The 22,320-nt window shown below is 42.0% G+C and carries 18 protein-coding genes; 16 read left to right on the forward strand and 2 right to left on the reverse strand.

From position 1 onward, the window contains the following. The first annotated feature begins 19 nt into the window (after positions 1-19). The 15 genes from BLP92_RS10380 to BLP92_RS10445 all read left to right on the forward strand — a co-directional run bounded on the left by BLP92_RS10380 (position 20) and on the right by BLP92_RS10445 (position 18,041). A complete protein-coding gene (locus BLP92_RS10380) occupies positions 20-862 on the forward strand; it encodes a hypothetical protein (RefSeq protein ID WP_090842891.1) in 843 nt (280 codons plus the stop codon). 222 nt (positions 863-1,084) lie between these two features. Continuing rightward, the gene (locus BLP92_RS10385; protein ID WP_090842892.1) at positions 1,085-3,004 is read left to right on the forward strand and encodes an asparagine synthase-related protein; all 1,920 of its coding nucleotides are present in this window, start codon (positions 1,085-1,087) and stop codon (positions 3,002-3,004) included. Positions 3,005-3,009: 5 nt separating this feature from the next. Next, entirely contained in the window at positions 3,010-3,177 is a 168-nt protein-coding gene (locus tag BLP92_RS18340) for a paeninodin family lasso peptide (RefSeq protein WP_139148944.1), read from the forward strand. 122 nt (positions 3,178-3,299) lie between these two features. Further along, complete coding sequence (locus BLP92_RS10390) at positions 3,300-4,217, forward strand: HPr kinase/phosphorylase (protein WP_090842893.1); 918 nt, start codon at positions 3,300-3,302, stop codon at positions 4,215-4,217. Positions 4,218-4,219: 2 nt separating this feature from the next. Next, on the forward strand, positions 4,220-4,507 hold the full coding sequence (locus BLP92_RS10395; protein ID WP_090842894.1) for a lasso peptide biosynthesis PqqD family chaperone: 288 nt from the start codon (positions 4,220-4,222) through the stop codon (positions 4,505-4,507). 2 nt (positions 4,508-4,509) lie between these two features. After that, positions 4,510-4,986 (forward strand): lasso peptide biosynthesis B2 protein, encoded by a 477-nt coding sequence (locus tag BLP92_RS10400; RefSeq protein WP_090842895.1) that lies wholly within the window; start codon positions 4,510-4,512, stop codon positions 4,984-4,986. Then, a complete protein-coding gene (locus BLP92_RS10405; RefSeq protein ID WP_175444249.1) occupies positions 4,967-6,109 on the forward strand; it encodes a nucleotidyltransferase domain-containing protein in 1,143 nt (380 codons plus the stop codon). Before BLP92_RS10400 ends, BLP92_RS10405 begins: the two co-directional genes overlap by 20 nt. Before the next feature lie 14 nt (positions 6,110-6,123). Next, a complete protein-coding gene (locus BLP92_RS10410; protein WP_090842897.1) occupies positions 6,124-7,902 on the forward strand; it encodes an ABC transporter ATP-binding protein in 1,779 nt (592 codons plus the stop codon). 452 nt (positions 7,903-8,354) lie between these two features. Further along, positions 8,355-9,308, forward strand: a complete 954-nt coding sequence (locus tag BLP92_RS10415) for an ABC transporter permease (RefSeq protein ID WP_090842898.1) — start codon at positions 8,355-8,357, stop codon at positions 9,306-9,308. Continuing rightward, entirely contained in the window at positions 9,298-10,245 is a 948-nt protein-coding gene (locus tag BLP92_RS10420) for an iron chelate uptake ABC transporter family permease subunit (RefSeq protein ID WP_090842899.1), read from the forward strand. Before BLP92_RS10415 ends, BLP92_RS10420 begins: the two co-directional genes overlap by 11 nt. Then, positions 10,242-11,000 carry an iron ABC transporter ATP-binding protein gene (locus BLP92_RS10425; RefSeq protein WP_090842900.1) on the forward strand — a complete coding sequence of 253 codons (759 nt, stop codon included), beginning with the start codon at positions 10,242-10,244 and terminating at the stop codon, positions 10,998-11,000. Before BLP92_RS10420 ends, BLP92_RS10425 begins: the two co-directional genes overlap by 4 nt. Before the next feature lie 32 nt (positions 11,001-11,032). Further along, a complete protein-coding gene (locus tag BLP92_RS10430; protein ID WP_090842901.1) occupies positions 11,033-12,106 on the forward strand; it encodes a siderophore ABC transporter substrate-binding protein in 1,074 nt (357 codons plus the stop codon). A 1,650-nt stretch (positions 12,107-13,756) separates the two neighbouring features. Then, positions 13,757-15,193, forward strand: coding sequence for an alanine/glycine:cation symporter family protein (locus BLP92_RS10435; protein WP_090842902.1), 1,437 nt, complete (start codon positions 13,757-13,759; stop codon positions 15,191-15,193). A 524-nt stretch (positions 15,194-15,717) separates the two neighbouring features. Then, the gene (locus BLP92_RS10440) at positions 15,718-16,176 is read left to right on the forward strand and encodes a DinB family protein (protein WP_090842903.1); all 459 of its coding nucleotides are present in this window, start codon (positions 15,718-15,720) and stop codon (positions 16,174-16,176) included. A gap of 329 nt (positions 16,177-16,505) precedes the next feature. Continuing rightward, positions 16,506-18,041, forward strand: coding sequence for a methyl-accepting chemotaxis protein (locus BLP92_RS10445; RefSeq protein ID WP_090842904.1), 1,536 nt, complete (start codon positions 16,506-16,508; stop codon positions 18,039-18,041). A gap of 290 nt (positions 18,042-18,331) precedes the next feature. Here BLP92_RS10445 and BLP92_RS10455 read toward each other — a convergent pair whose 3' ends face one another. Next, positions 18,332-19,228 carry an AEC family transporter gene (locus tag BLP92_RS10455; RefSeq protein ID WP_090842906.1) on the reverse strand — a complete coding sequence of 299 codons (897 nt, stop codon included), beginning with the start codon at positions 19,226-19,228 and terminating at the stop codon, positions 18,332-18,334. 227 nt (positions 19,229-19,455) lie between these two features. On the opposite strand from BLP92_RS10455, the gene BLP92_RS10460 reads away from it, so the two are divergent. Further along, a complete protein-coding gene (locus BLP92_RS10460) occupies positions 19,456-20,256 on the forward strand; it encodes an ABC transporter ATP-binding protein (RefSeq protein ID WP_090842907.1) in 801 nt (266 codons plus the stop codon). Positions 20,257-20,320: 64 nt separating this feature from the next. On the opposite strand, the gene BLP92_RS10465 is transcribed toward BLP92_RS10460, so the two are convergent. Continuing rightward, the gene (locus tag BLP92_RS10465) at positions 20,321-21,751 is read right to left on the reverse strand and encodes an NAD-dependent succinate-semialdehyde dehydrogenase (RefSeq protein WP_139148945.1); all 1,431 of its coding nucleotides are present in this window, start codon (positions 21,749-21,751) and stop codon (positions 20,321-20,323) included. Positions 21,752-22,320: the final 569 nt, after the last annotated feature.

Consider the following 22,320-nt stretch of genomic DNA (forward strand, 5'->3'; position numbering starts at 1 on the left):
AAAGAAAGGGCGAGGATGAGTGAAGACAAGTGAAAGCAAATATACGTTACTGCAAAAAGCAGCAGCCCTGCAGGATAATTTTGTCCATATATTTGGAGAGGATCTTTTTATTCCGGAAGCTACTCCTGTACTCTGGCTGGGGCGTTCTCAGAAAAAAAGCACTATTACAGTTGGTATAAATCCGTCTCCCCGTGATTTTCTGGATCGGCACGGAAACATTCTTCTGCAGGATAAGCAGCGGTTTGCTGTGAAGCGGACAGAAGAAACCATGTCAGCTTGGGTAAAGGAAAAATCACACTATCAGCAGATGCTGCAATATTTCGAAGAGTATTTCGAGCGGATGACGGTAAACTCCCAGTGGTTTGGAAAACCGGATGGAGGAAAGCTGGAAGGGTTTATGAAGGCATGGGGGCTTTCCTTTTATCGACCGGAAGATAAACTGATTCATATGGATTTTCTTCCAGTTGCGACAAAGAGAGCTGCAGGTAAAGTAAAAAGAAAAAACGAAATGATGGAGCATGCTGAAGTTCATGATTTATTTGCTTTAAGAGTGGAGTATCTGCAGCCGGAAAAAATCATATTTTTAGGGAAAGAATTTTCTTCTTTAGTTACATATAGTCATGGTGATACATGGCGCCGCCTCCACGAATATCCATCTGCAGCTTATAAATTCGGTACTTTTCAAGGTATTCCTTCGGTGGTACTTTCCTTTAAGCCGGCAGAACAGTTTTTGGGGCTGGGCGGAAGAAAAGATAAGCTCGGAAAAAGTCACGGTGCTTATGGCAGGAAGGAGTCTCTTTATGAATTGGCGGAAATCATTTCCCGGGAAATGAGCGCATATTTTAATACATTTAAAAGCTGAATTGTCACCATAAATCATTCACGCAGCGGCAGGATAAAAAAATATAAAAATATTTCCATAAAACGATTGACAGTTCGATATAACGGTGATAAATTAAGCGTAAGTTGTTCGTTATTAAGAATTATATAAGAGAGTTGTTTCTGTGAGCGAACGAGCATTTTCTCGTTGGCTCCCTTTTTTCCATGGGATGTTCGTTAAAACGCACGAAAGGAGCAGGTTGCTATGGGCGCAGTCGCCGGTTTGGTTCACTGGGAAGAAGATATAGATAAGTCGGCTTCTGAAATGCTGCAGCAGCTGGCTTCCTATCAATCCGAAGTTCTCTACAGCTGGAAAGAAGATCATAGTTTTATTGCATGTGCTCATCAGTGGATGACAGAGGAATCCATTGGAGAAGCTCTACCGTTTCAATATAAGGAAAGATATGTGATAGCAGCAGATGTTATTTTAGACAATCGCCAGGACTTATTCGGGTACCTGGATATTCATCCATACCGAAGGAGATATATGACTGACTCCATGCTTCTGGCCCGTGCATACGAAAAATGGAAAGAAAAATTAGCCTATCATGTGATTGGAAGCTATGCTGCAGCTATCTGGGATAAGAAAAAAGAAACTCTATTTCTTATTAGAGATTCTTCCGGTACAAGATCTATGTATTTTTGGAAAGGAAAGTCAGGAACAGCTTTTTCCACAACAAAAGCACCGCTTCTTCAGCTTTCTCAAGTGACTTACACATGGAACGAAGAGTGGATAGCACAGTTTATCGCGATACCTTCTATGCTGGAGTCGGCGACGATGACGAATACTATTTTTAAAGACATTCAACAGGTCCCGCCTTCCACTTATATTATCGTTACGAGGGAGGGTGTAACATCCACTCCGTTTACGTTAATAGATTTGGATTATAAAGTGCATTTAAGTTCAGATGCGGAATATGAAGAAGCGTTTATGGCAGTAATGTCAGAGTGTGTCAAAAACAAAATGAGAGCGAAAGGCAAAGTGGGAGCGCACTTAAGCGGTGGGCTGGATTCAGGCACAGTGGTCAGCATCGCTGCAAAAGAATCACCTAAACCAATTTATACGTACAGTATGATTCCAGCAGAGGGGTTTGCGGACTGGACAGATAATTACTACCTGCCGGATGAATCAATGTTTATTGAGAGCACTATCGCTCACGCAGGAAATATTATTCCTAAAAAAATGACGCTCCCTGATAAACATCCTTTCAGCGATCTGGATGATCATTTACATCTGCTGGAAACACCATTTAAGTTCATTGAAAACTTCTTTTGGCTGCATGGAATTCAGGAACAGGCAGCAGAAGATGGTATGAAAGTGCTGCTGAATGGAGCAAGAGGAAATCACTCCATCTCCTGGGGATCGCTTACGCTGAATTATTATTATTACAGCAGTCTTATGAAAAAAATGAAATGGAAAAAGCTGCATCAGGAGCTCGATGCCTACTGTGAAAATTTTCAGACGGGGAAAAAAATTGTTTATCCGTTTATAGCGAAAAAAGCATTCAAAAAATCAAAAATAAATAATGAAGCATTTCCCAGCTGGATTCATTCTGAATTCGCTCAGAGAACGAAAGTATTTGAGAAATTAAGAGAACATAAAGTGGTTATGAACGGATTGAAACCGGAAGAGCTTACTCACTTTAGAAAGCAGTATTACATGCAGAATTATCACTGGAATAAAAGCGGGGTGGCAAGTACTGCGCTCTCTCTCCGTACCGGAGTATGGGATCGGGACCCGACAGATGATCCACGAATAATTCAGTTCTGCCTGGCTGTACCGGAAGAGCAGTATGTAAAAGGCGGCCTGGAACGATCGCTCCTGCGTCGTGCAACAAAAGGACTGCTGCCGGATAATGTCCGGCTTAACATGAGATATAGAGGTATTCAGGGAGCAGATATCATGCACCGGATGAGATATATTTGGACAGATATACGAGAAGAAATACAAAAGATGGCTGCGGAAGGCAGAATTGCTTCCTGGGTGAATATGGATCTGATTAGAGAGTTAATAAAAGCTATGCCGGAAGAACCTGAACCTGCTTATGCCGGGGATGCTGGCTTCCGCATTTTAAGCCGCTGTCTTGTATTACATCGATTTACAAAACTTTATGAAGGGAGGTGAGAAAAATGAAAAGAGAATGGAGTGCCCCAAGGTTGGAAGTGTTGGATATCCGAATGACGATGAATGGACCAGGGAATGCGAATCCTGACTGCTTTGACGTTTCCGAAGGAAAAAGTGAAACGCATGACGGACAATCAAATGCAAGCTGCCGCGATAAAAATATTGGCAGCTGACAAACATAATCGGATTGGAAATAAACTTATAACTTACCAGCTTCCTCCGCGTCCGCACTCCTGCCGCTATAATCTCCACGGACGCGGTCTTTTTATCATTTAAAAATGAAAGGGCGGAAATTATGGAAAAAACACTGCAGAAAATTGCTTATCAAGCTTTTGGTTTAAATATTTTCAGCTCTTTCCCTTTAAAAGGAATGAAGGAAGCAGCTTTTGATATGATGGATGTTTTTATTGAGAGAAAGGATTTAGCGGCTGAATGGGAGGAAAAAGCAGCACCGGGAACACATTTCGTCTTTGATCCTGTAAGAGTACTTTTTAAAATTGATGATGCAGGAATTTTTGCGGTTGAAAGAGGAGTGCTTATTGAATTTCACCCTTTTATTTCTACTTCTGAATCGAAAATAAGACTTTATTTAATGGGAAGCTGCATGGGAATTCTTTTAATGCAGCGAAATATACTGCCCATGCATGGCAGTGCTTTAAACATCTATGGGAAAGCCGTTATTATCACTGGAGATTCCGGCGCAGGAAAGTCTACGACGGCAGCTGCACTGATGAAAAAAGGATGCAGGCTGATAAGCGACGATGTTATCCCTGTACATTGGGAGACAGAAACCCCTAAGATATTCCCTGCTTATCCTCAGCAGAAGTTATGGAAAAAAAGTCTGGACGCTTTTGGAATCAAAGATAATAATTTCGAGCCGGTGATAGAGAGGGAAGAAAAATTTAATGTGCCGGTAGTAGATCAATTCGAAAACAAACCACTTCCGGTAGGAGGTATTTTTGAATTAATCTGCTCAGATAATAAAAATATTAACGTTACACGAATTTCCGGTTTATCTGGAATAGAGCTATTGTATAAGAACACGTATCGTAATTTTTTCATTGCTCCATGCGGTTGGGAAGAATGGCATTTTCAGGCAATGGTGAAATTGGCAGCCGCCGCAGATATTCACAGCATTCAACGACCGAAAGAGACGTTCACAGCAGAGGAAATCGCTTCGTATATTTTGAGGGAAATGAAAGGAGAGAGTTAAAGATGGCAATGGGAGCTTTAGCGAATCAATATGTGACGCAGGCTGCTGGAAATGTTGTGAGTCAAATGGGCAGTGAAAAAGTAATGTTCAATACTGCCAGAGGAAAATATTATAACCTGGGAGAAACGGGCGGAGAGATATGGGATATTATGGCAGGTCCTGTCCAAATAAAAGATATTGTTGCCCGGCTGCAGGAAACTTATAACGTGTCAGAATCAGAATGCAGATATCAAGTAGAAGTATTTTTGGAAATGATGCGTAAAGAAGAACTTATTGTGTTAGGAGAATAAGCATGCGAAACAAAATTGCTGCTTTCCTAAAAATTCCTTTAAAGACCAAAGTACTGTATATAGAAGCTTACGCTGCGCTCGCCAGAGGAAGACTTGCAAAAACAAAATCTAATGAAAAAATTCTTTCTTTATTTGGAACACCCGGCATAGAAACGAGCTTCAGGGATAAAGTAGACAAACAGAGCATTATGCACGTATCTCATGCGATTCATACAATGGCAGACAATGCGTGGTGGGAAAGTGAGTGTCTGGTAAAAGCAGCCGCAGCGCTGGAGATGCTGACACGAAGAAACCAGCCGGTTACTTTATATTTGGGAACAGGCAGAGATAAAGATGGAAAGTTTGTTGCACATGCCTGGACACGATGTGGAAAATATTATGTTACAGGAGCAGAAGAGCTGGAAAAGTACACTGTAGTAATGACATATGCCACTGATAGGGCGGGAAAAGGAGACAACAATGAAAGAATGGCAGACTAGCGGGAAGCTTCCAGAAGAAATGATCGGCATTTTACGTATGCTGAATCGGGAACCTGTTCACTGGAAAAAAATAAACATTGATAATGTAATGGACTTTGCAGGACATCACAGGCTGTTTCCTCAGCTGCACAGAAGTACAGAACATTTGGAACCACCGGAACAATGGAAGCAATCTATACAAAAGCATGTAATGCAGCATACATTGATAACATTACAGCTGGCAGGAGAAACAGCCAGAGCAGCAGACTTTTTCCGGACAAACAACCAAAGGCTGCTTGTGCTGAAAGGGCCTGCGCTGGCGCAATTTTTATACGGAGATGTTTCAGCACGAATGTCGAGCGATCTTGATATGCTTGTTCCGTTGGAAGAATTAGAAAATGCAGCACTGTTGCTGCAGCAGCTCGGTTATAAAGAGAGGCCGTACTTTTCCAAAAAGCTTCCCGACTGGAAATGGCGGCATCATCACTTAACATTTTATCATCAGGACTCCGGAGTGCATGTGGAGCTTCATTGGAGAATGCACCCTGGTCCAGGTCGGGAGGCCGGGTTTGAAAAATTGTGGAAAGAAAGACGGTATGTTGATTTCGGACAAAGTAACATTCCGGTAATGGGAACAGAGCATTTATTTGCTTTTTTAGCGGTACATGGAGCGAGACATGGCTGGTCCAGGCTGCGCTGGCTGTGTGACATGAATGAACTGCTGAAGCAGGATATTCATTGGGCAAAGCTGGAGGAAATACTGGGAGATCAAAAGCTGATAGCGGGGACCGCACTTGCTTTATGTCAACAACTCTTCCACCGGCAGCTTCCTGAAGAAACAGCATCCTGGATGCAGTCAGAAAAAGTAATGAAAATAACAGAAAATACGATGTTCTATCTTTCCAGGAAAGTTGAATTGCATGCAGAGGTTGTTCCGGAATATGTCTCAAAGTATCACAGGAAATATTTATTTTCGCTATTGTCTGTCCGTCGGAAGCTTCTATTTGTAAGCAGCTTCCTCTATCCTTATCCGGAAGATGTAGCGATCCTGAAAATGCCCAAATCTCTATATTTTCTTTATATTCCGATCAGGCCATTATTGTGGATTTGGCGAAAAACCAAAAAAACTGCAGTGACGCAGTAGCAGGGGGGAACAGCATGGCACATTTATGGTATTTCTACAAGCAGCTTCATCAATATGCGGGGCCTGCCCTCTATATCACACTGCTGGTTATGGGCTTAATGAGTCTGCTGGAAGGATTTGCTGTCCTGTTGTTAATTCCACTGATCAGCACTACAGGCATTATTGATTTTCATATAGAAGGTTCGGTTCTCAGCAGTATCGTCACATATTTAGAAAAAATACCTGCGCTGCTGGGAGGCCTGCCGGGTATTCTTGCTCTCTATTTAATTCTTGTTTTTTTTCAGCAGCTGCTATCCAGAAGAATTCAAATTCATCATGCTGCATTACAGCACGGTTTCTTCCAGCACCTCCGCGTAAAGACATATGGTGCCTTGTTAAAAGCAAACTGGCGGTTTTTCAGAACGCACCGGAATTCTGATTTAATTCATATATTAACAGCAGAGACCGCAAGAGCAAGTGCAGGAACGCATTCTTTTTTGCAGCTGCTTTCTCAATTTTTCTTTACATTGATTCAGATCGGCATCGCTTTCTGGCTCTCTCCATCTATAACTGTCTTTTTAATATTGTCAGGGGCGATTCTGCTTCTGTTTTCAAGGGGGTTTCTTAAACGATCAGTTGCTCTGGGAAGCAGGAATTTTACGCTTGGGGAAGAGTATTTAGCTGGGATTACCGATCATATAAATGGGATGAAAGATGTTAAAAGCAATACGCTCGAAACATCGCGATTAAACTGGTACAAAAAGGTGACAAATCAGATGCGCAGTGAGCAGATGGAATATACCAGGCTCAAGTCGACGTCGCAAATGTACTATAAAATCGCATCCTCTGTCCTGACGGTTTTATTAATTTTTATTGCGTTACAGTTATTCCAGGCGCAGGCTGCACAACTGCTGCTGATTATCGTAATATTTTCCAGGCTGTGGCCGAGAGTTACTTCCATGCAGGGCGCTATGGAGCAGATAGCTGCGATGCTGCCTGCGTTTAAAGAAGTACGCTCGCTGACTGAAAAAGCAGAAGCAGCAAAAGAATGGGAAACTGAACAGGTACCTCCGGCGTTAATTATTAATAAAGAAATACGTATAGAGAAGGTCAGCTTTTCATATGAAGGAGATAAAAAAGCACTGAATGAGGCAGCTGCCTCATTTCCAGTAAACCAAATGACCGCAGTAGTGGGGAAATCGGGCGCAGGAAAAAGCACGTTGATAGATCTTTTATTAGGACTGCACCGCCCGCAGGAAGGGGCAATATTGATAGATGATAAAGAGCTGACGAACGAATCTATTCCCGCACTGCGCGAGACTATCAGCTATGTTCCTCAGGACCCTTTTTTATTCCATGGATCTGTTAAAGAGAATATGCAGCTGGTAAGGCCGGAAGCGACAGAAGAAGATATATGGGAAGCACTGCGGTTTGCTTCGGCAGCTGATTTCATAGCAAACCTGCCTCAGGGACTGGACACGATGCTGGGAGACCGGGGTATCCGTCTTTCAGGAGGAGAAAGGCAGCGGCTTGTACTGGCGCGTGCTGTGTTAAGAAAAACTCCGATTCTTATTTTGGATGAAGCAACAAGTTCCCTGGATGCTGAAAATGAATATCATATTCAGCGGGCACTGGAAAACATGCGCGGACGCATGACTGTTATTGTGATTGCCCATCGGCTTTCCACTATCAGGCATGCCGATCAGGTAATAGTACTGGAAGAAGGCAGAATTATTCAGCAGGGTGGCTATCAAAAACTTGCACATGAAACAAGTGGAGCGTTTCATCATCTGCTGCAGAAACAACAGGTCTAATGGCCGGCAGCCGCTTGATAACAAACGGTCAGAAAATCGCCTTTGTACAGAGGCGGTTTTTTTGTGTGGCCAGGAATTGCCGGGTACTGAAAGCAATAGAAAATTGTGCGTGGAGTTCGTAGGAAGTTTAACTGGAAGATGTGAAAAATCTCCTGTTGATTCTCAATTAGAAATTGATAAATAATTTCATTTTGCATAAAAATCCTTACGATTGTATGAAAATATTTTTAAGTGATCGGGTAAATGTTAATATGACAGGGTTTTCAAACGATGCAGTAAGAAAAAAATGTAAAAAAACTTTAAAATATTGTTTGCACTAATTGAGAATCATGGTAGTATATAACAGAACCGGTTAATTGAGAATGAATTTCATTATCAAAAGATTAACTAAGCGCTTAGTTATTATCGAAAAAAGAAATCAGTATATCTATTGTTTTAAATGGAGGAGCACCATGAAATTACGTTACGCAGTTTTACTTCTATGTGCCCTCTCCTTTTCAAGTTTGTTTGTCGGCGTCAGTTCTCTTTCGCTGTTTGATGTGTGGCAGATGACGGAGGAGCAGCGGCAGATTTTCTGGTCGAGCAGGATGCCCAGGTTATTAAGTATTCTTATGGCAGGCGCAGGTATGGCCATTGCCGGACTGGTAATGCAGCAGCTGACCCAGAACAAATTCGTTTCCCCTACTACAGCAGGTACAATGGATGCGGCGAGGCTGGGAATGCTTGTATCAATGCTTGCTTTTGCCGGCGCTTCTTCCCTTGTGAGGATCTCAGTGGCAGTTGCTTTCGCTGTTGCGGGAACCTTCATCTTCATGTACATATTAGAACGGGTAAGAGGAAAAGACCCGATTTTTATTCCGCTGGTAGGGTTGATGTTCGGAAATATCCTTGGGTCCATCACCATGTTTTTTGCATACAGATATGATCTGATTCAAAACATGACTGCCTGGCTGCAGGGGAATTTTGCAACGATTATTACCGGACAGTATGAGCTTTTATGGTTTGTCGTGCCAATTGTAGGATTCACCTATTGGTATGCGGACCGTATCACTGTAGTAGGGATGGGAGAATCTTTCGCGAAAAACGTAGGAGTATCCTATCGGACGGTAGTAAATATTGGCTTAATTCTCGTTGCAGTAATGACTTCTTTGATTGTCCTCACAGTAGGGATGATTCCGTTTCTCGGATTGATCATTCCGAATATCGTTACCATCTTTCGAGGAGATCATATGAGGAAAAACCTTCCTTTTACAGCAGTGTTCGGTGCAATTTTTGTCTTAGTATGTGATTTATTCGGACGAACGATTATTTACCCTTACGAAATTCCCATTGGTTTAACTGTTGGAGTCATCGGCAGCGGATTGTTCCTCTATCTCTTATTGAGGAGGCAGCGCTATGGGCTCTAAATGGAAAATTATTTTACTTATCCTGGTGACACTTGTGCTTTCTACGGTCTTTATGACAATCGGAGCTGATGGGAATTGGGAATACGTGCTCCCGAGACGCGGAAAAATGCTCGCAGCTTTCGCACTGACCGGCGGGGCAATTGCTTATTCAACAGTAGTTTTCCAGACCATTACCGGTAATCGTATTTTAACACCGAATATTATCGGGCTGGATTCGCTTTATTTACTGGTGCAGACCTTTATTATATTTGTGTTTGGGTCACTCAGTTTCGTAATGACAACTGCGAATGTGAATTTTGTTTTATCGAGTTTCATTATGGTTGGTTTCGCATTTTTATTTTATAAACTTCTCTTTCGGGGAGAAAAGCATCAGCTTTACTTTTTGCTTCTCGTAGGTTTTGTGTTGGGAACTTTCTTTTCGAGTTTAACGACATTTATGCAGGTGCTGATGGATCCAAATGAATTCCAGACAGTACAGAACAGGATGTTTGCAAGCTTTCAGCGTGTAGAAACAGATCTGTTATTCATTACAGGAACTGTATTTGCCATCCTGACGCTGCTGGGTCTCCGTTACCGTCCTTATTTGGATGTTATTGCACTCGGAAAAGATCATGCAGTTAATTTAGGAGTTCCTTATGATCGAATAGTCAAAAGGCTGCTCATCCTTGTAGCAGCACTTATTTCCATAGCGACAGCTCTCGTAGGACCGATTATGTTCCTCGGGCTGCTGGTAGCAAATGTCACCTACGAACTGATGAGAACATATGAACATCGGGTGCTGCTGCCGGCAAGTATGCTGGTAGGAATGAGTTCGCTTCTGCTGGGGCAGCTGGTAGTAGAGCATGTCTTTACTTTTAACACTACATTGAGTGTCATCATAAACTTTGTCGGGGGTGTGTATTTCCTCTGGCTGATATTAAAGGAGAGAAAATCATGATATTAGCAGAATCAGTAACAAAGCAGTATGGAGCAGCTGCCGTGGTAGACGAAGTCACAGCTTCCATACGCGAAGGTACGATGACAACTTTTATCGGGCCCAATGGAGCTGGGAAAAGCACTCTTCTTTCTATGGTCAGCCGGCTGTTAAAAAGGGATGGAGGCTCTGTTTCTATCGATGGAATGCCGATGGAGCATTTTCATGACAAAGAGCTTGCGAAAAAATTGGCAATTTTAAAACAGTCCAATGAAATGAATGTCCGCCTCTCTATCTATGATCTTGTCTCGTTCGGCCGTTTCCCTTATTCCAGGGGACGTTTGACCGCTGAAGATCGACGGGTAATTGACGAGTCGATCGCTTATGTGGAATTGGAAAGCATGCAGAATAAATATCTGGATGAATTAAGCGGGGGTCAGCGGCAACGTGCTTTTATTGCTATGATCCTCGCGCAGGATACCGATTATATTCTGCTGGATGAGCCTTTAAATAATCTGGATATGCGCCATTCTGTACAAATTATGAAGGTACTGCGGTCGTTGGTGGATGATTTAGGAAAGACAGTGGTGCTCGTTGTACATGATATTAACTTCGCTTCCTGCTACTCGGATTTTATTTTAGCAATGAAAAACGGAAAAGTAGTGAAAGAAGGACGTACATGGGAAGTAATTCATCCGGATCATTTAAAAGAAATATATGATATGGATTTTCAGGTGCAAGAGATTAATAACCAAAAAATATGTGTGTACTTTTCATAAAAAATTCAAAAGAAAATTCAGGAGGAACTATCATGAAAAAAATAACATCAATTACATTGTTTACAGGAGTTTTACTGCTTGGAGCATGCGGATCGGAAGCTGATTCTTCCAGCAGCAATGAAGCAGATAATGCCGGTAATGCGAATAATACTGCAGAAGAAGCAGAGAACAATACAGCTGCAGAAAGCAATGAAACAGAAGAAAATAACGAAGTAGAAAACAATTCTTCAGAAGATAATGAGGCTGAAAACGAAGCAGCCGGGGAAGAAACTTTAACAATTACCCATGAGCTTGGTGAAACAGAAGTACCTGTAAACCCGGAGCGTGTCGTAGTTTTTGACTTCGGTGTACTTGATACGATGCAGGCACTGGGAGAAGAACCAATTGCGCTTCCTCAGGCAAACGTTCCTTCCTACTTATCTGATTATGCAGCAAATACTTATGAAAATGCAGGAACGCTTTTCGAGCCGGACTTTGAAGCAATCTACGGCTGGGAGCCGGATTTAATTATTATTGGCGGCCGTACTGCAGAAGCTTACGATGACCTAAATGATATTGCGCCTACAGTTCTTATGGCTGTAGACCAGGAAAATTACATTGAAACTTTTGAAGAGCAGGTAACAACGTTAGGAGAAATCTTCGATAAAGAAGAAGCAGCCGCAGAAGCACTAGCAGATGTTCAGGAAGACCTGGAAGCACTGCAGGCAGAGACAGGGGAAGAAAACGGCTTAATGGTAATGGTAAATGAAGGCTCTTTAAGCGCATATGGGCCTGGCTCCCGCTTTGGAATTCTGCATAATGAATTCGGGATTACTCCAGCCGACGAGAATATTGAAGACTCGAGTCATGGACAGAACGTTTCTTTTGAATACGTCCTGGAAACAAATCCTGACACCCTTTTTGTACTTGACCGGGGAGCTGTAGTAAGTGACGGAGAAGAAGAATCTGCTGAAGAAGTACTGGATAATGATATTATTAACCAGACAAACGCAGCACAGAATGATAATATCGTACACTTGTCACCGGACTACTGGTACCTGGCAGCAGGCGGTGTTACTTCAGTAAAAGAAATGATTGCAGAAGTACAGGCAGGAATTTCTGAGTAATAACCCGCTGATTTCAGGAAAAAATAGAAGCAGCACGTATTATAGAGAAAAGGCTGTTGAAAAAGTACTTTTTTTGTATAAGTATTCGATTTTATGCTTTTGTCTCTGAAGTGTCGCTTTCCTGAGGGAACTCTCTCCGCGAACCTGCCTTCTTAAAAGAAAGCTCTGTTAATGTTCAGTGTTGATAATAATAGAAGACTTCGCTGCAACTCGGCAGGCTTGCCGTGGAGGAGATCTCCGGGTAGACTAACGTCTTCCGGGATCTTCCGACCTCCTTCTGCCAGAGGCGGTATGAACTTTCACCGCCGAAAGCATTTGTGCAGCCGACCAAATGCTCTTAAAGTCCTCTTTACGTTCTTTGTGCGGAGGACTGTTGGTCGAGCGGAGCAATGCTCTCTTTAATACAGGCGTCCGCCGGTTTTCGCTTCGTTCTTTCCTTTGTAAAACAAAAGAGAGGGACTGTTTTGTTTCATACTTTCTTCTCCATAAAAAACGAAGCCAAGGTGGTTTAGACGCCTGCGGAAAAAGAAAGCGTGAAGATCGAAGGTTCGTCTCGCACTGCAGACGAACTCGTAAAGCAGGTGTGAAGCCAGCCGGGCTCTTGAATCCAAGAAAGACGGTTTAGTCTTGCTTGGATTGGCTGCGCGGAACCCTGCTTATTTCGAAGGGATAGTTGAAGGTTTTCTCCGCGGCAGGCGAAGAAAAAAGATCCTTAGGCGTACCTTTCTTATATCAACACTAGCTTTAACAGAGCCTAAAAGAAAAGCATGGCTTCACGAAAGCAAAGAGCTCTTTCCAGTGCTTTCAAGATCATTGGCTGGTTTCGCGCATGCTTACTATATTTTCCCAGAAAGAACGCCTGGGAAGATATAAGAATCGTTCAAATCCTCCAGGAGTCGACTCTTCTGCGACTGCAGCATGATTAAGGGAGGCAATGGTTTTATACGAAACCGCAGAGATATGAACACTTTTTCTTCGAAAATGAATTTTCTCCATAGCGCCCGGCGGTGACGCCAGTGGGATTGAAGCGCAGTCTGAAGATCCTTTGTAATGCCAAGAAGCATTACAAATAGCTGAAGACAAGCCCACGGCAAGCTTCCGCCGAAAAGCGGAGGAGAACCTATACGCAGCAAATCATAAATATACAAAATTTCTTACTTTATAAACACTCTGAGAAAAGGCTGTCCCTTCAGGGGATGGCCTTTTTCCGCATTGATTTTACATATTCGCACTGTAAAAGCTGGGTTTTTATAAGGAAGGCGCGCCTGCGGCGGAGATCTTCTCCAAGACGAGCTGAGCGGAAGCGAAGTTTTTCCATATTCTCAATGGCTGCGTAGAACCCTGCTGTCTGTGGATCGATGGAAGCCCCGCTCTGTTAAAGAAATCAGTCGGGAACAAGCCCTTGAGTAAGCCTCATTGAGAGGGCAGCAGCAAAATATATATCTTATAAACGGACTCTTTTCAAGGAAGCTTAAATATTAATAAAAATAAATACATATCTTAGTTATAAATCTTGAAGACCAGGGTATGGAATATAAGCTGACAGCCCTTTTAAAGGTTACATAGTCTTTAGCAGCAATAAAATCAGTTTATGCTATAATAGCTGAGGGAAAAATTCTTGTAATTGAAATGGAAAAAGGAGGAAATGATATGACTGACTGGTTTTCTGCAGATACCTGGTTCGGAAGCCTTGTAGACCTGGGAAATGATTTACTTTGGACATACGTACTTATTATCTTTTTACTTGGTCTTGGACTTTTCTTAACAATCCGAACCAACTTTGTTCAATTCCGGTTATTGCCTGCAATGATCCGGGAGCTGTTTAAAGGAACAGATCGCACGCCTTTTAAAGAGGGGAAAGGAACAACGCCTTTTCAGGCTTTTGCAATTAGTACTGCAGCGCGTGTAGGTACTGGAAACTTAGCAGGTGTAGCGATTGCTATCTCCGTAGGTGGGCCTGGTGCTATCTTCTGGATGTGGATTGTAGCACTGATCGGGGCTGCTACCGGCTTTGTCGAAAGTACCCTGGCACAGATCTACAAAGTGAAAGATAAAGATGGATTCCGCGGCGGTCCTGCATACTATATGCAGAGAGGACTGGGCTCCCGGGGAATGGGGATTCTGTTTGCCGTACTCATGGTCCTTTGTTTTGGGTTAATATTCAACGGCGTACAGACACATACTATTTCCGATGCGTTTGTAGGAGCTTTTGATATTCCACCGATTGTAATTGGTATCATTATTGCAGCAATGATGGCCTTTATCATTTTTGGAGGCATCCGGCGTATTGCAGTAGTAGCAGAAGTAATTGTGCCTATTTTTGCGGTTACATATGTCATTGGAGCGTTAGTCATTATGATTATTAATTTTGACCAGGTTCCTGGAGTATTTGCTCTTATCTTCAGCAATGCCTTCGGCTTGGAAGAAGTTGTCGGCGGGGGTATTGGTGCAGCAATTATGACCGGGGTGCAGCGTGGCCTCTTCTCCAACGAAGCTGGTATGGGTAGTGCACCGAACGCTGCAGCGACAGTTTACGTAAATCATCCAGTAAAACAAGGACTCGTGCAGTCACTTGGTGTACTGGTAGATACAATTGTAATCTGTTCTGCCACTGCGTTTATTATTCTGTTAACCGATGTGTATACGGTAGGAGATATGGAAGGAATTCAGCTGACGCAGATGGCACTGGCAGAGCACGTGGGAGAAGGCGCAACCATATTTGTTACGCTCGCTGTATTTTTCTTCGCATTCAGCTCACTGCTTGGAAACTATTATTACGGTCAGGTAAATATAGAATTTATATCAGAGAAACCGATCTATCTGACGCTGTTCCGTATTACTTTCCTGCTCATGATTCTTGCAGGTGCGACAGCGGATCTTGAAATCATCTGGGCAATGGCAGACTTGTTTATGGGCTCCATGGCACTGGTAAACCTCATCGCAGTTCTGTTGCTTGGACACATTGCAATTAAAGCACTGCGTCATTATCAGAACCAGACGCGCAGAGGACTCGATCCTACTTTCTACCGCGACAGCGTGAAAGGTATTAAAAATATTGAAAGCTGGGGTTCCAAGCACGATAAGTAATACCCTGTTCAAACTAATACAATGTATGAAACTTAAACACAGCTGTGAAATTTGCAGAAAGCTCTCTCCGGAAGCGGAGGGAGCTTTTTGTGATTTAATAACGGCGAATTACAGATAATAAGAAGTACGCTGCGTTAGAGATAAATGTTTCCCCGGGCACTGGGCCCCGTTGAAAAAGTAATAAGGATATCTCGTATTATTACATGTAGGGATTTCTTTCATAACGAACATTATATTAATATTTTGACGAAACATTCGGCAACTCTCCGGAAAAATATATTCAGGAAATTCGTGGAAGTAATAATTTATTAAAATATGAAACTTAAGTAGTGAATTAAAGAAAAAACAATAAAAATTCAACTGATATTTAAAGTATTAGTCTTTTTTACTTATTCTTTTTTAGTGCTAAAGCGACTAAAAAGCAACAAATGAATTTATTTGATAAATCTGGAAGGGGAAAATGTGTTTTTACTATAATAAATCCGGGGAATTGGTTATTAAAGGAATGAAGGAGGCAAAGTAATATGAAAAAAGATAATAAATATTATAAAGAAAAATTTTTATCCCATCGTAAAGTGACCAGATCACTTGTCAATAAAATCCCTGAAGCGCACTTAAATCATAAACCGACTGCCACTGCGATGACAGCGGAAGAACTAATCATGCATACCCTGGATATTACCCACCATATTATCTGTCTGGCTGCACAGAGACCTTATCAAAAGCTTTACTGTGACACAGAAAAGGTGAGCCTTCTTGAATTAGTAGATCGATATACTGATACCTCGGTGAAACTTTTGGAAGGGATCGATGAAGAAATGATGCAGCATCCTATCGATGCATCACAAACTCTGGGAATTAAAGCACCTGCCTGGAGATTAGTCGAAATCGCTGTAGAACATGAGATAAACCATAAAGGAAATTTGTTTGTATATGTAAGAGAAATGGGATACAATCATCTGCCTTCATTCGTAAAGCTGTAAGCACGCTGCCTGTTGACAAATATCAACAGGTTTTTTTGTGTCATATTAAATCGTTTAAAGTTAATTCCTGGAAAGCCTTCACCGGCAGTGGCATAGCAATAGAGCTTTTACGATATATAGAAAGTTTTTAGCATACTTATGAACTACTTAATTATTTACTTATTGGCAATAAATACATTAAAAAGATTTGTTTTTCTAAGTGTTAAGAAAAATAATGAAAATAATGAGCATAAAGTTGTGTAATTTTTGTCGAAAAATGTTTATAATTAAAATATAAGGGTACAAAAGATTAGAACTATAGTATTGATGAAATTGTGGAGAGAGGGAGAATGGAAATGCAGGGAAGAAAAAATGTTATTATGCTGGGGTTTGCTGGATTTGTATTATTGTTGTCAGTTTTTGTTCACGTGATGCATCGGGAAGTGGGGTGGCTCGATACCTATTTGCTTTTATCGCAGGTGCAGAGTTCCCAGCCGGCAAGCTTGACCCCGGCATTAAATTTTCTGCTTTTTCTGCCCTTTATCATATTTGGAACGGCAGTGGTTTTCTTTTTAAAGAACAAAGAACATGCCTGGATGCCAGTTTTGATTATGCTGACACTTACCTTTGGAAGCATTTCTATTATTGCCGGCGGAGATGGAATGGTAGAATATCATTTTTCCATTTTTATGGTACTTGCGAGTCTTGCTTATTTTGACAGTATAAGATTAGTACTTATCAGCACGATCATTTTTGCCATTCAGCATCTTGCGGGATATTTTACTGTTCCTGAGCTGCTCTGCGGCACTTCAGATTATCCATTTTATTTATTAATGATTCATGCAGTATTTCTTATCTTTACGGCAGGGGTAATTATCATTCAGCTGGTGGCCAGACAGCGGTATTATGCAGCTGTAGCTGCACAGGAAAATAAAAATAAAGGTACAATCGATGAATTAATTAACAAATTAAAAACTACTGCCGGGAGTGTGGTAGGCAGTGTAAAAGAGTTGAAATCCGGTGTAGATACAGTAACAAATTCCTCTCAGGAAATAACAGGTGCCATAACAAATATGGTGGCAGGTGCGCAGCAGCAGCTGAGTGCTTCAGAGCAGACGCAGGCAGCTGCAGCACTGGCAGGTGAAAAGTCCAGACAGGTCACAGAGCAGGCGGAACAAAGTACGGACTCTGCAGAACTTGTGCTGGAGCAGGTAGCAGCAGGCAGGGTAAAAATGAAACAGTCAGAAGAGGCAATGTATAAAATAGAAGAAGGAGTTACAAGGATGGACGAAGCCTCCCGACAGCTGGAGAAAAGATCTGCCGACATAGAGAAAACGCTCGATTTAATGACAGAGATTTCTGAGCAGACGAATTTGCTTGCACTGAACGCTGCTATCGAAGCAGCACGTGCAGGAGAAGCAGGAAGAGGCTTTGCAGTTGTAGCGGAGGAAGTGCGCAAACTCGCGGATCAATCCAAGAACTATGCCGGAAAGATAGCAGAGGTACTCCAGGAACTTATTCATGATTCTGAGAAAATGAATCAGGTTATGGAAGAAAGCAAAACCCATGTAAGTACCGGCACACAGGAGGTAAGACAAGCAAACGATATTTTCTCCACAATAAAAGAGCATATTGATATTGTAGTAGAACAAACAAAGCACTCTCATCAATTATCGAGAAATATGTCAGAAGAAACAAAAGAAATGGAAGCTGCAATTAAAGACGTTATATTTATTGCAGAGCAAAATAAAAATAGTTCCGATGAAATTTCTGAGAGTGCAGATGAACAAATGATGACTTATGCAAAGCTGGAGGAAATAAGCCGCCTGCTCCAAGGGCTTGCGGAAGAACTGGAAGCGCAGATAGAAGAAGTGCAGGCAGGTTAGCCGGAAGAGCTCGCTCTGGAAGATGTGCCTTCTGCGCCTGCAGCTGAGAAAAAAGAATAGATTTTATACAGCCTCTTGCTTTTTCTATAAAAAACTATTCTCCATAGTGCCGGGCGGAGACAGCGGGATTCAAGCTGAAGACCGGTCGACAAGCTTCCGCCGGTAAGCGGAGGAGAACCTGGATACAGCAAATCATAAATATACAAAATTTCTTGCTTTATAAACACGCTGAAAAACCCACAGAAATAATTTCTGTAGGTTTTTCTTCTTTAATTTTATTAAGCATTTCTCTAGTTTAATATCGCAAGCAGTACGGTAATCGTCACAATACTGAGCAGTGTAGTAATAAGCGTCACACTGGAAACATAGCGCGGCTGATTATCAAACTGCACAGCCATCATTACAATGGTAGCAGCAGAAGGCATAGCTGCAGATACAATCAGCACCTTCGCTAGGAGAGGGTCCATCGGCATAAGCAGAGTCAGACCATATGCGATAAGCGGAGAGATGAAAAGCCTTACTACGACACTGTAGGAAACAGAAGGCCAGTCAAATTGCCCGAGTTTCATGTTCGCAAGCTGCATTCCTAAAATAATCATTACAATAGGAATCGCTGCCGCAGCCACGATATCAATACTGCCCATGAGATTAGGAGGCATGGAGTAAGGAGTCATCTGAAAGAAAACAGCTAAAAGCAAAGCATATGTAACCGGCATCGAAACGATACTTTTTAATGCATACCGCGGCCCTGCATAGCCCTTGGCTGAGTAATAAACACCGAATATGTTCATGATAATTGACTGCATTACCATAAAAGATACTGCGTAGGCGAAACCTTCCTGTCCGTAGGCAAACAAAATAATTGGAGCGCCGTAATTTCCTGCGTTCATAAAGGCGGTAGATAAAATCCATCCGCTTTCCGTTTTCTCTGATTTATGAAGTGCTTTTGCTGTTATTTTATTTATGATAATTAAAGCAGCTAACAGCGCAAATGAAAAAATCACCATATAAAAATATTGTCTATCCAGCTCCGCATTGTGAAAGGTTTGAAATACGAGTGCGGGGGTGGCTACATAAAGAGCTACTACCGAAACTGGCTTGATGTCGACTTTTTTCCATTTCTGAATAGCGTAGCCGGCAGCAAAAATTAATAATACGGGCAGCACAACCTGAATAAAAATGTACATGACAACAACCTCTTCCAACCAGAAAACTAATTACTGGGGTGTATTTAAAAAAATAATATCGATTTCACAGTGTCATAAAGCATAGCATTTCTTTTCCGAGCGCCTTACGCTGAAATTCGGCGCAGAAAGCAGGAGTAAAAACAAAAGAAGTAATTGGCTTGAAATTGCAAAACCCTACCTGCAGATTATGTACATAAGTTAAAATAACATAAAGAGGAGGCGTGCGCATGGAAACAGAGATAATAGTCAGTGTAAAAAACGCGACAGTGCAAAAAGAAGGGAAAAAATTAATTGATGATATTTCCTGGGAAATACTCCAGGGGGAACACTGGGGCGTACTCGGATTAAACGGATCAGGTAAAACAACGCTGCTGAAAATAATCGCAGGAGCGATGTGGCCAAAAGCAGGAAGCGGGCCAGTAAATGTACTGGGAGAACGCTACGGAAATACATACATGCCGGAACTTAAAAAATCAATTGGCTGGGTAAGCCAGGCAGTGGATCAGCAGTACCAGCTGCATCCAGACACTACCGCACTGGAGATTGTATTAAGTGGAAAGCATGCATCTATCGGTATCTATGAACCCTTGACCGAAGAAGATGTTTCATTTGCAAGATCTCTTCTGCAGAAATTCAGGATAGATCATCTGGAAGAACAGCCGCTTGCGCATTTTTCCCAGGGAGAACGAAAAAAAGCGATGCTGGCAAGAGCCTGGATGGCGAAACCTAAATTATTAATTTTAGATGAGCCATGTGCCGGACTGGATATATATGCACGGGAAGAACTGCTGGATACATTGGAAGAAATGATGAATGAAAAAGGTCCTTCGCTTATATATGTAACACATCATCTGGAGGAAGTGATTCCTTCTATTACTCATACACTGCTGCTTAAAAGTGGTGAAATTACTGCAAGTGGAAAGAAGCGGGAAACTTTAACGGAAGAAAACATTTTTAATACGTTTCAAGTACCTGTGAAACTGGAGTGGGAAAATAACCGTCCGTGGGTGAAAGTGGAAAAGCTGTAAATGGACAAGAGGATAAAAGGGGCAGAGGCTAGTTTTATATCAGCCTCTGCCCCTTTTTATACAGTTAATTTCCTATATTTTTTGCAACGTACTTAGTCTCGAGAAAATCTTCTATACCTTCTGCACCGCCCTCACGGCCAAATCCAGATTCCTTTAACCCGCCAAATGGGGCCTGCGCTGCCGAAGGAACACCATCATTCCAGCCCACTACGCCAAAGTCGAGATTTTCAACTGCGCGGGTACCCTTTCTCATACTCTCGGTAAAAACATAAGCCGCCAAACCATATGGCGTGTTGTTTGCAAGCTCGATTGCTTCTTCTTCCGAATGAAAGCTTTGAATTGGAGCTACCGGGCCGAACGTTTCTTCCTGCATAATCAGCATATCGTCTGTCGCACCTTTTAAAACTGTCGGCTGATAAAAGAAGGCGCCTTTATCATCAGTGCCCTTTCCGCCAGCAGTCACTTCAGCTCCCTGTTTCTTTGCATCTTCTACGTGACGTTTTATTTTATCAAATCCGTCCTGGTCAATGATTGCGCCAATATCATTTTCTTCATCCATCCCGCTGCCGGCCTTCATCTGTTTTACTTCTGCACTGAAGCGCTTTGTAAACTCCTCATATATTCCTTCTTGTACATAAAGGCGGTTTGCAGCGATACAGGACTGACCGCCATTTCTGAACTTTGCCCGTAAAGCTTCCCGCACGGCTATGTCGAGATCAGCATCATCAAAGACAATCAGCGGGGCATGGCCGCCCAGCTCCAGAGAAAGCTTTTTCACCTGCGCTGCACTTTGTTCGATCAGCATTTTGCCTACTTCTGTAGAACCGGTAAAGGAAAGTTTTTTAACACGGCTGTCATTCATGAAGACCTGAGTAATGTCAGAAGCACTTCCCGTTAGTAAATTCACTACTCCTTTTGGAATACCGGCCTTTTCGCAAAGCTCGATAATTTTCATAGCAGTATACGGGGTGGCAGTAGCAGGCTTAATAATAAATGTACATCCGGCGGCGAGTGCCGGAGCGAGTTTTCGAGTAATCATGGCTGCCGGGAAATTCCATGGCGTAATCGCTGCTACCACTCCAATTGGCTGTTTCAATACCTCAATACGATGATCCGTATGTTTCCCTGGAATGTTTCTTCCGTATATTCTTTTAGCTTCATCTGCAAACCAGTCCAGAAATGACGCTGCGTAAGCTACTTCCTGCTTAGAATCAGCAAGCGCTTTGCCATTTTCTTTTGTCATAATTTCTGCAATTTCTTCTGCCTCTTCATGCATCAGCCGAAAAACTTCTCTTAAGTAAGCAGACCTTTCCTGTGCAGATGTTTTCTTCCATTCGCTTAACGCATCTGCAGCAGCATCTACTGAAGCCTGTGCTTCTCGTTTACCGGCTTTCGGAATCGTACCTATCTTCTCTCCAGTACCGGGATTCATCACATCTATTTGTTCCAATTCACTGCCTGACCAGCTGCCGTTAATAAAAAGTTCTGTTTTCACAATGATCCCTCCCTCTTAGTAAATTATCCTGAAATTTCAAAAAATAAACACTTACTGTCATAAAGCAGGTTTATCATACACTTATTCGTTTCTTAGGAATGAATTGCTTTGATAATACAATTTTGAAATCAATTTGAAAAGCTATAGGGACATCATGAAAAGCATTGAAACAAACAATATACATTTCCTGCATTTATTTTACAAAGGGAAGAACGAAGCGAAAACTGGCGGATATCTGTGTTTGAAGGAAACAGCAGGGGTGTAAAAAAATCTTCAATTTTTCAACAAGCAAACAAAAACAAAACATCTATTAATTAATGTAAGCGTATACAAAAAATATACATGTGCAATGTAAAACAGATGATTATACATCCTGACGTCCTTTAAACAGGGAATATTTAGTAGTTATAATGAAAATAGACAAAATTAATTAAAGAAACTGCTGAATTTTATTTTGATTTTAAATATGAAGAAACTCGTTATAAATTTTAAAAATCAGCTGCAGCCAGGAGCTGATTAGTAGAAAATCTACGAAAGGTACGGAACCCGAAGAACCTTGACAGATTAAG

This window comes from Alkalicoccus daliensis (assembly GCF_900103955.1).
Lineage (GTDB): Bacteria > Bacillota > Bacilli > Bacillales > Salisediminibacteriaceae > Alkalicoccus > Alkalicoccus daliensis.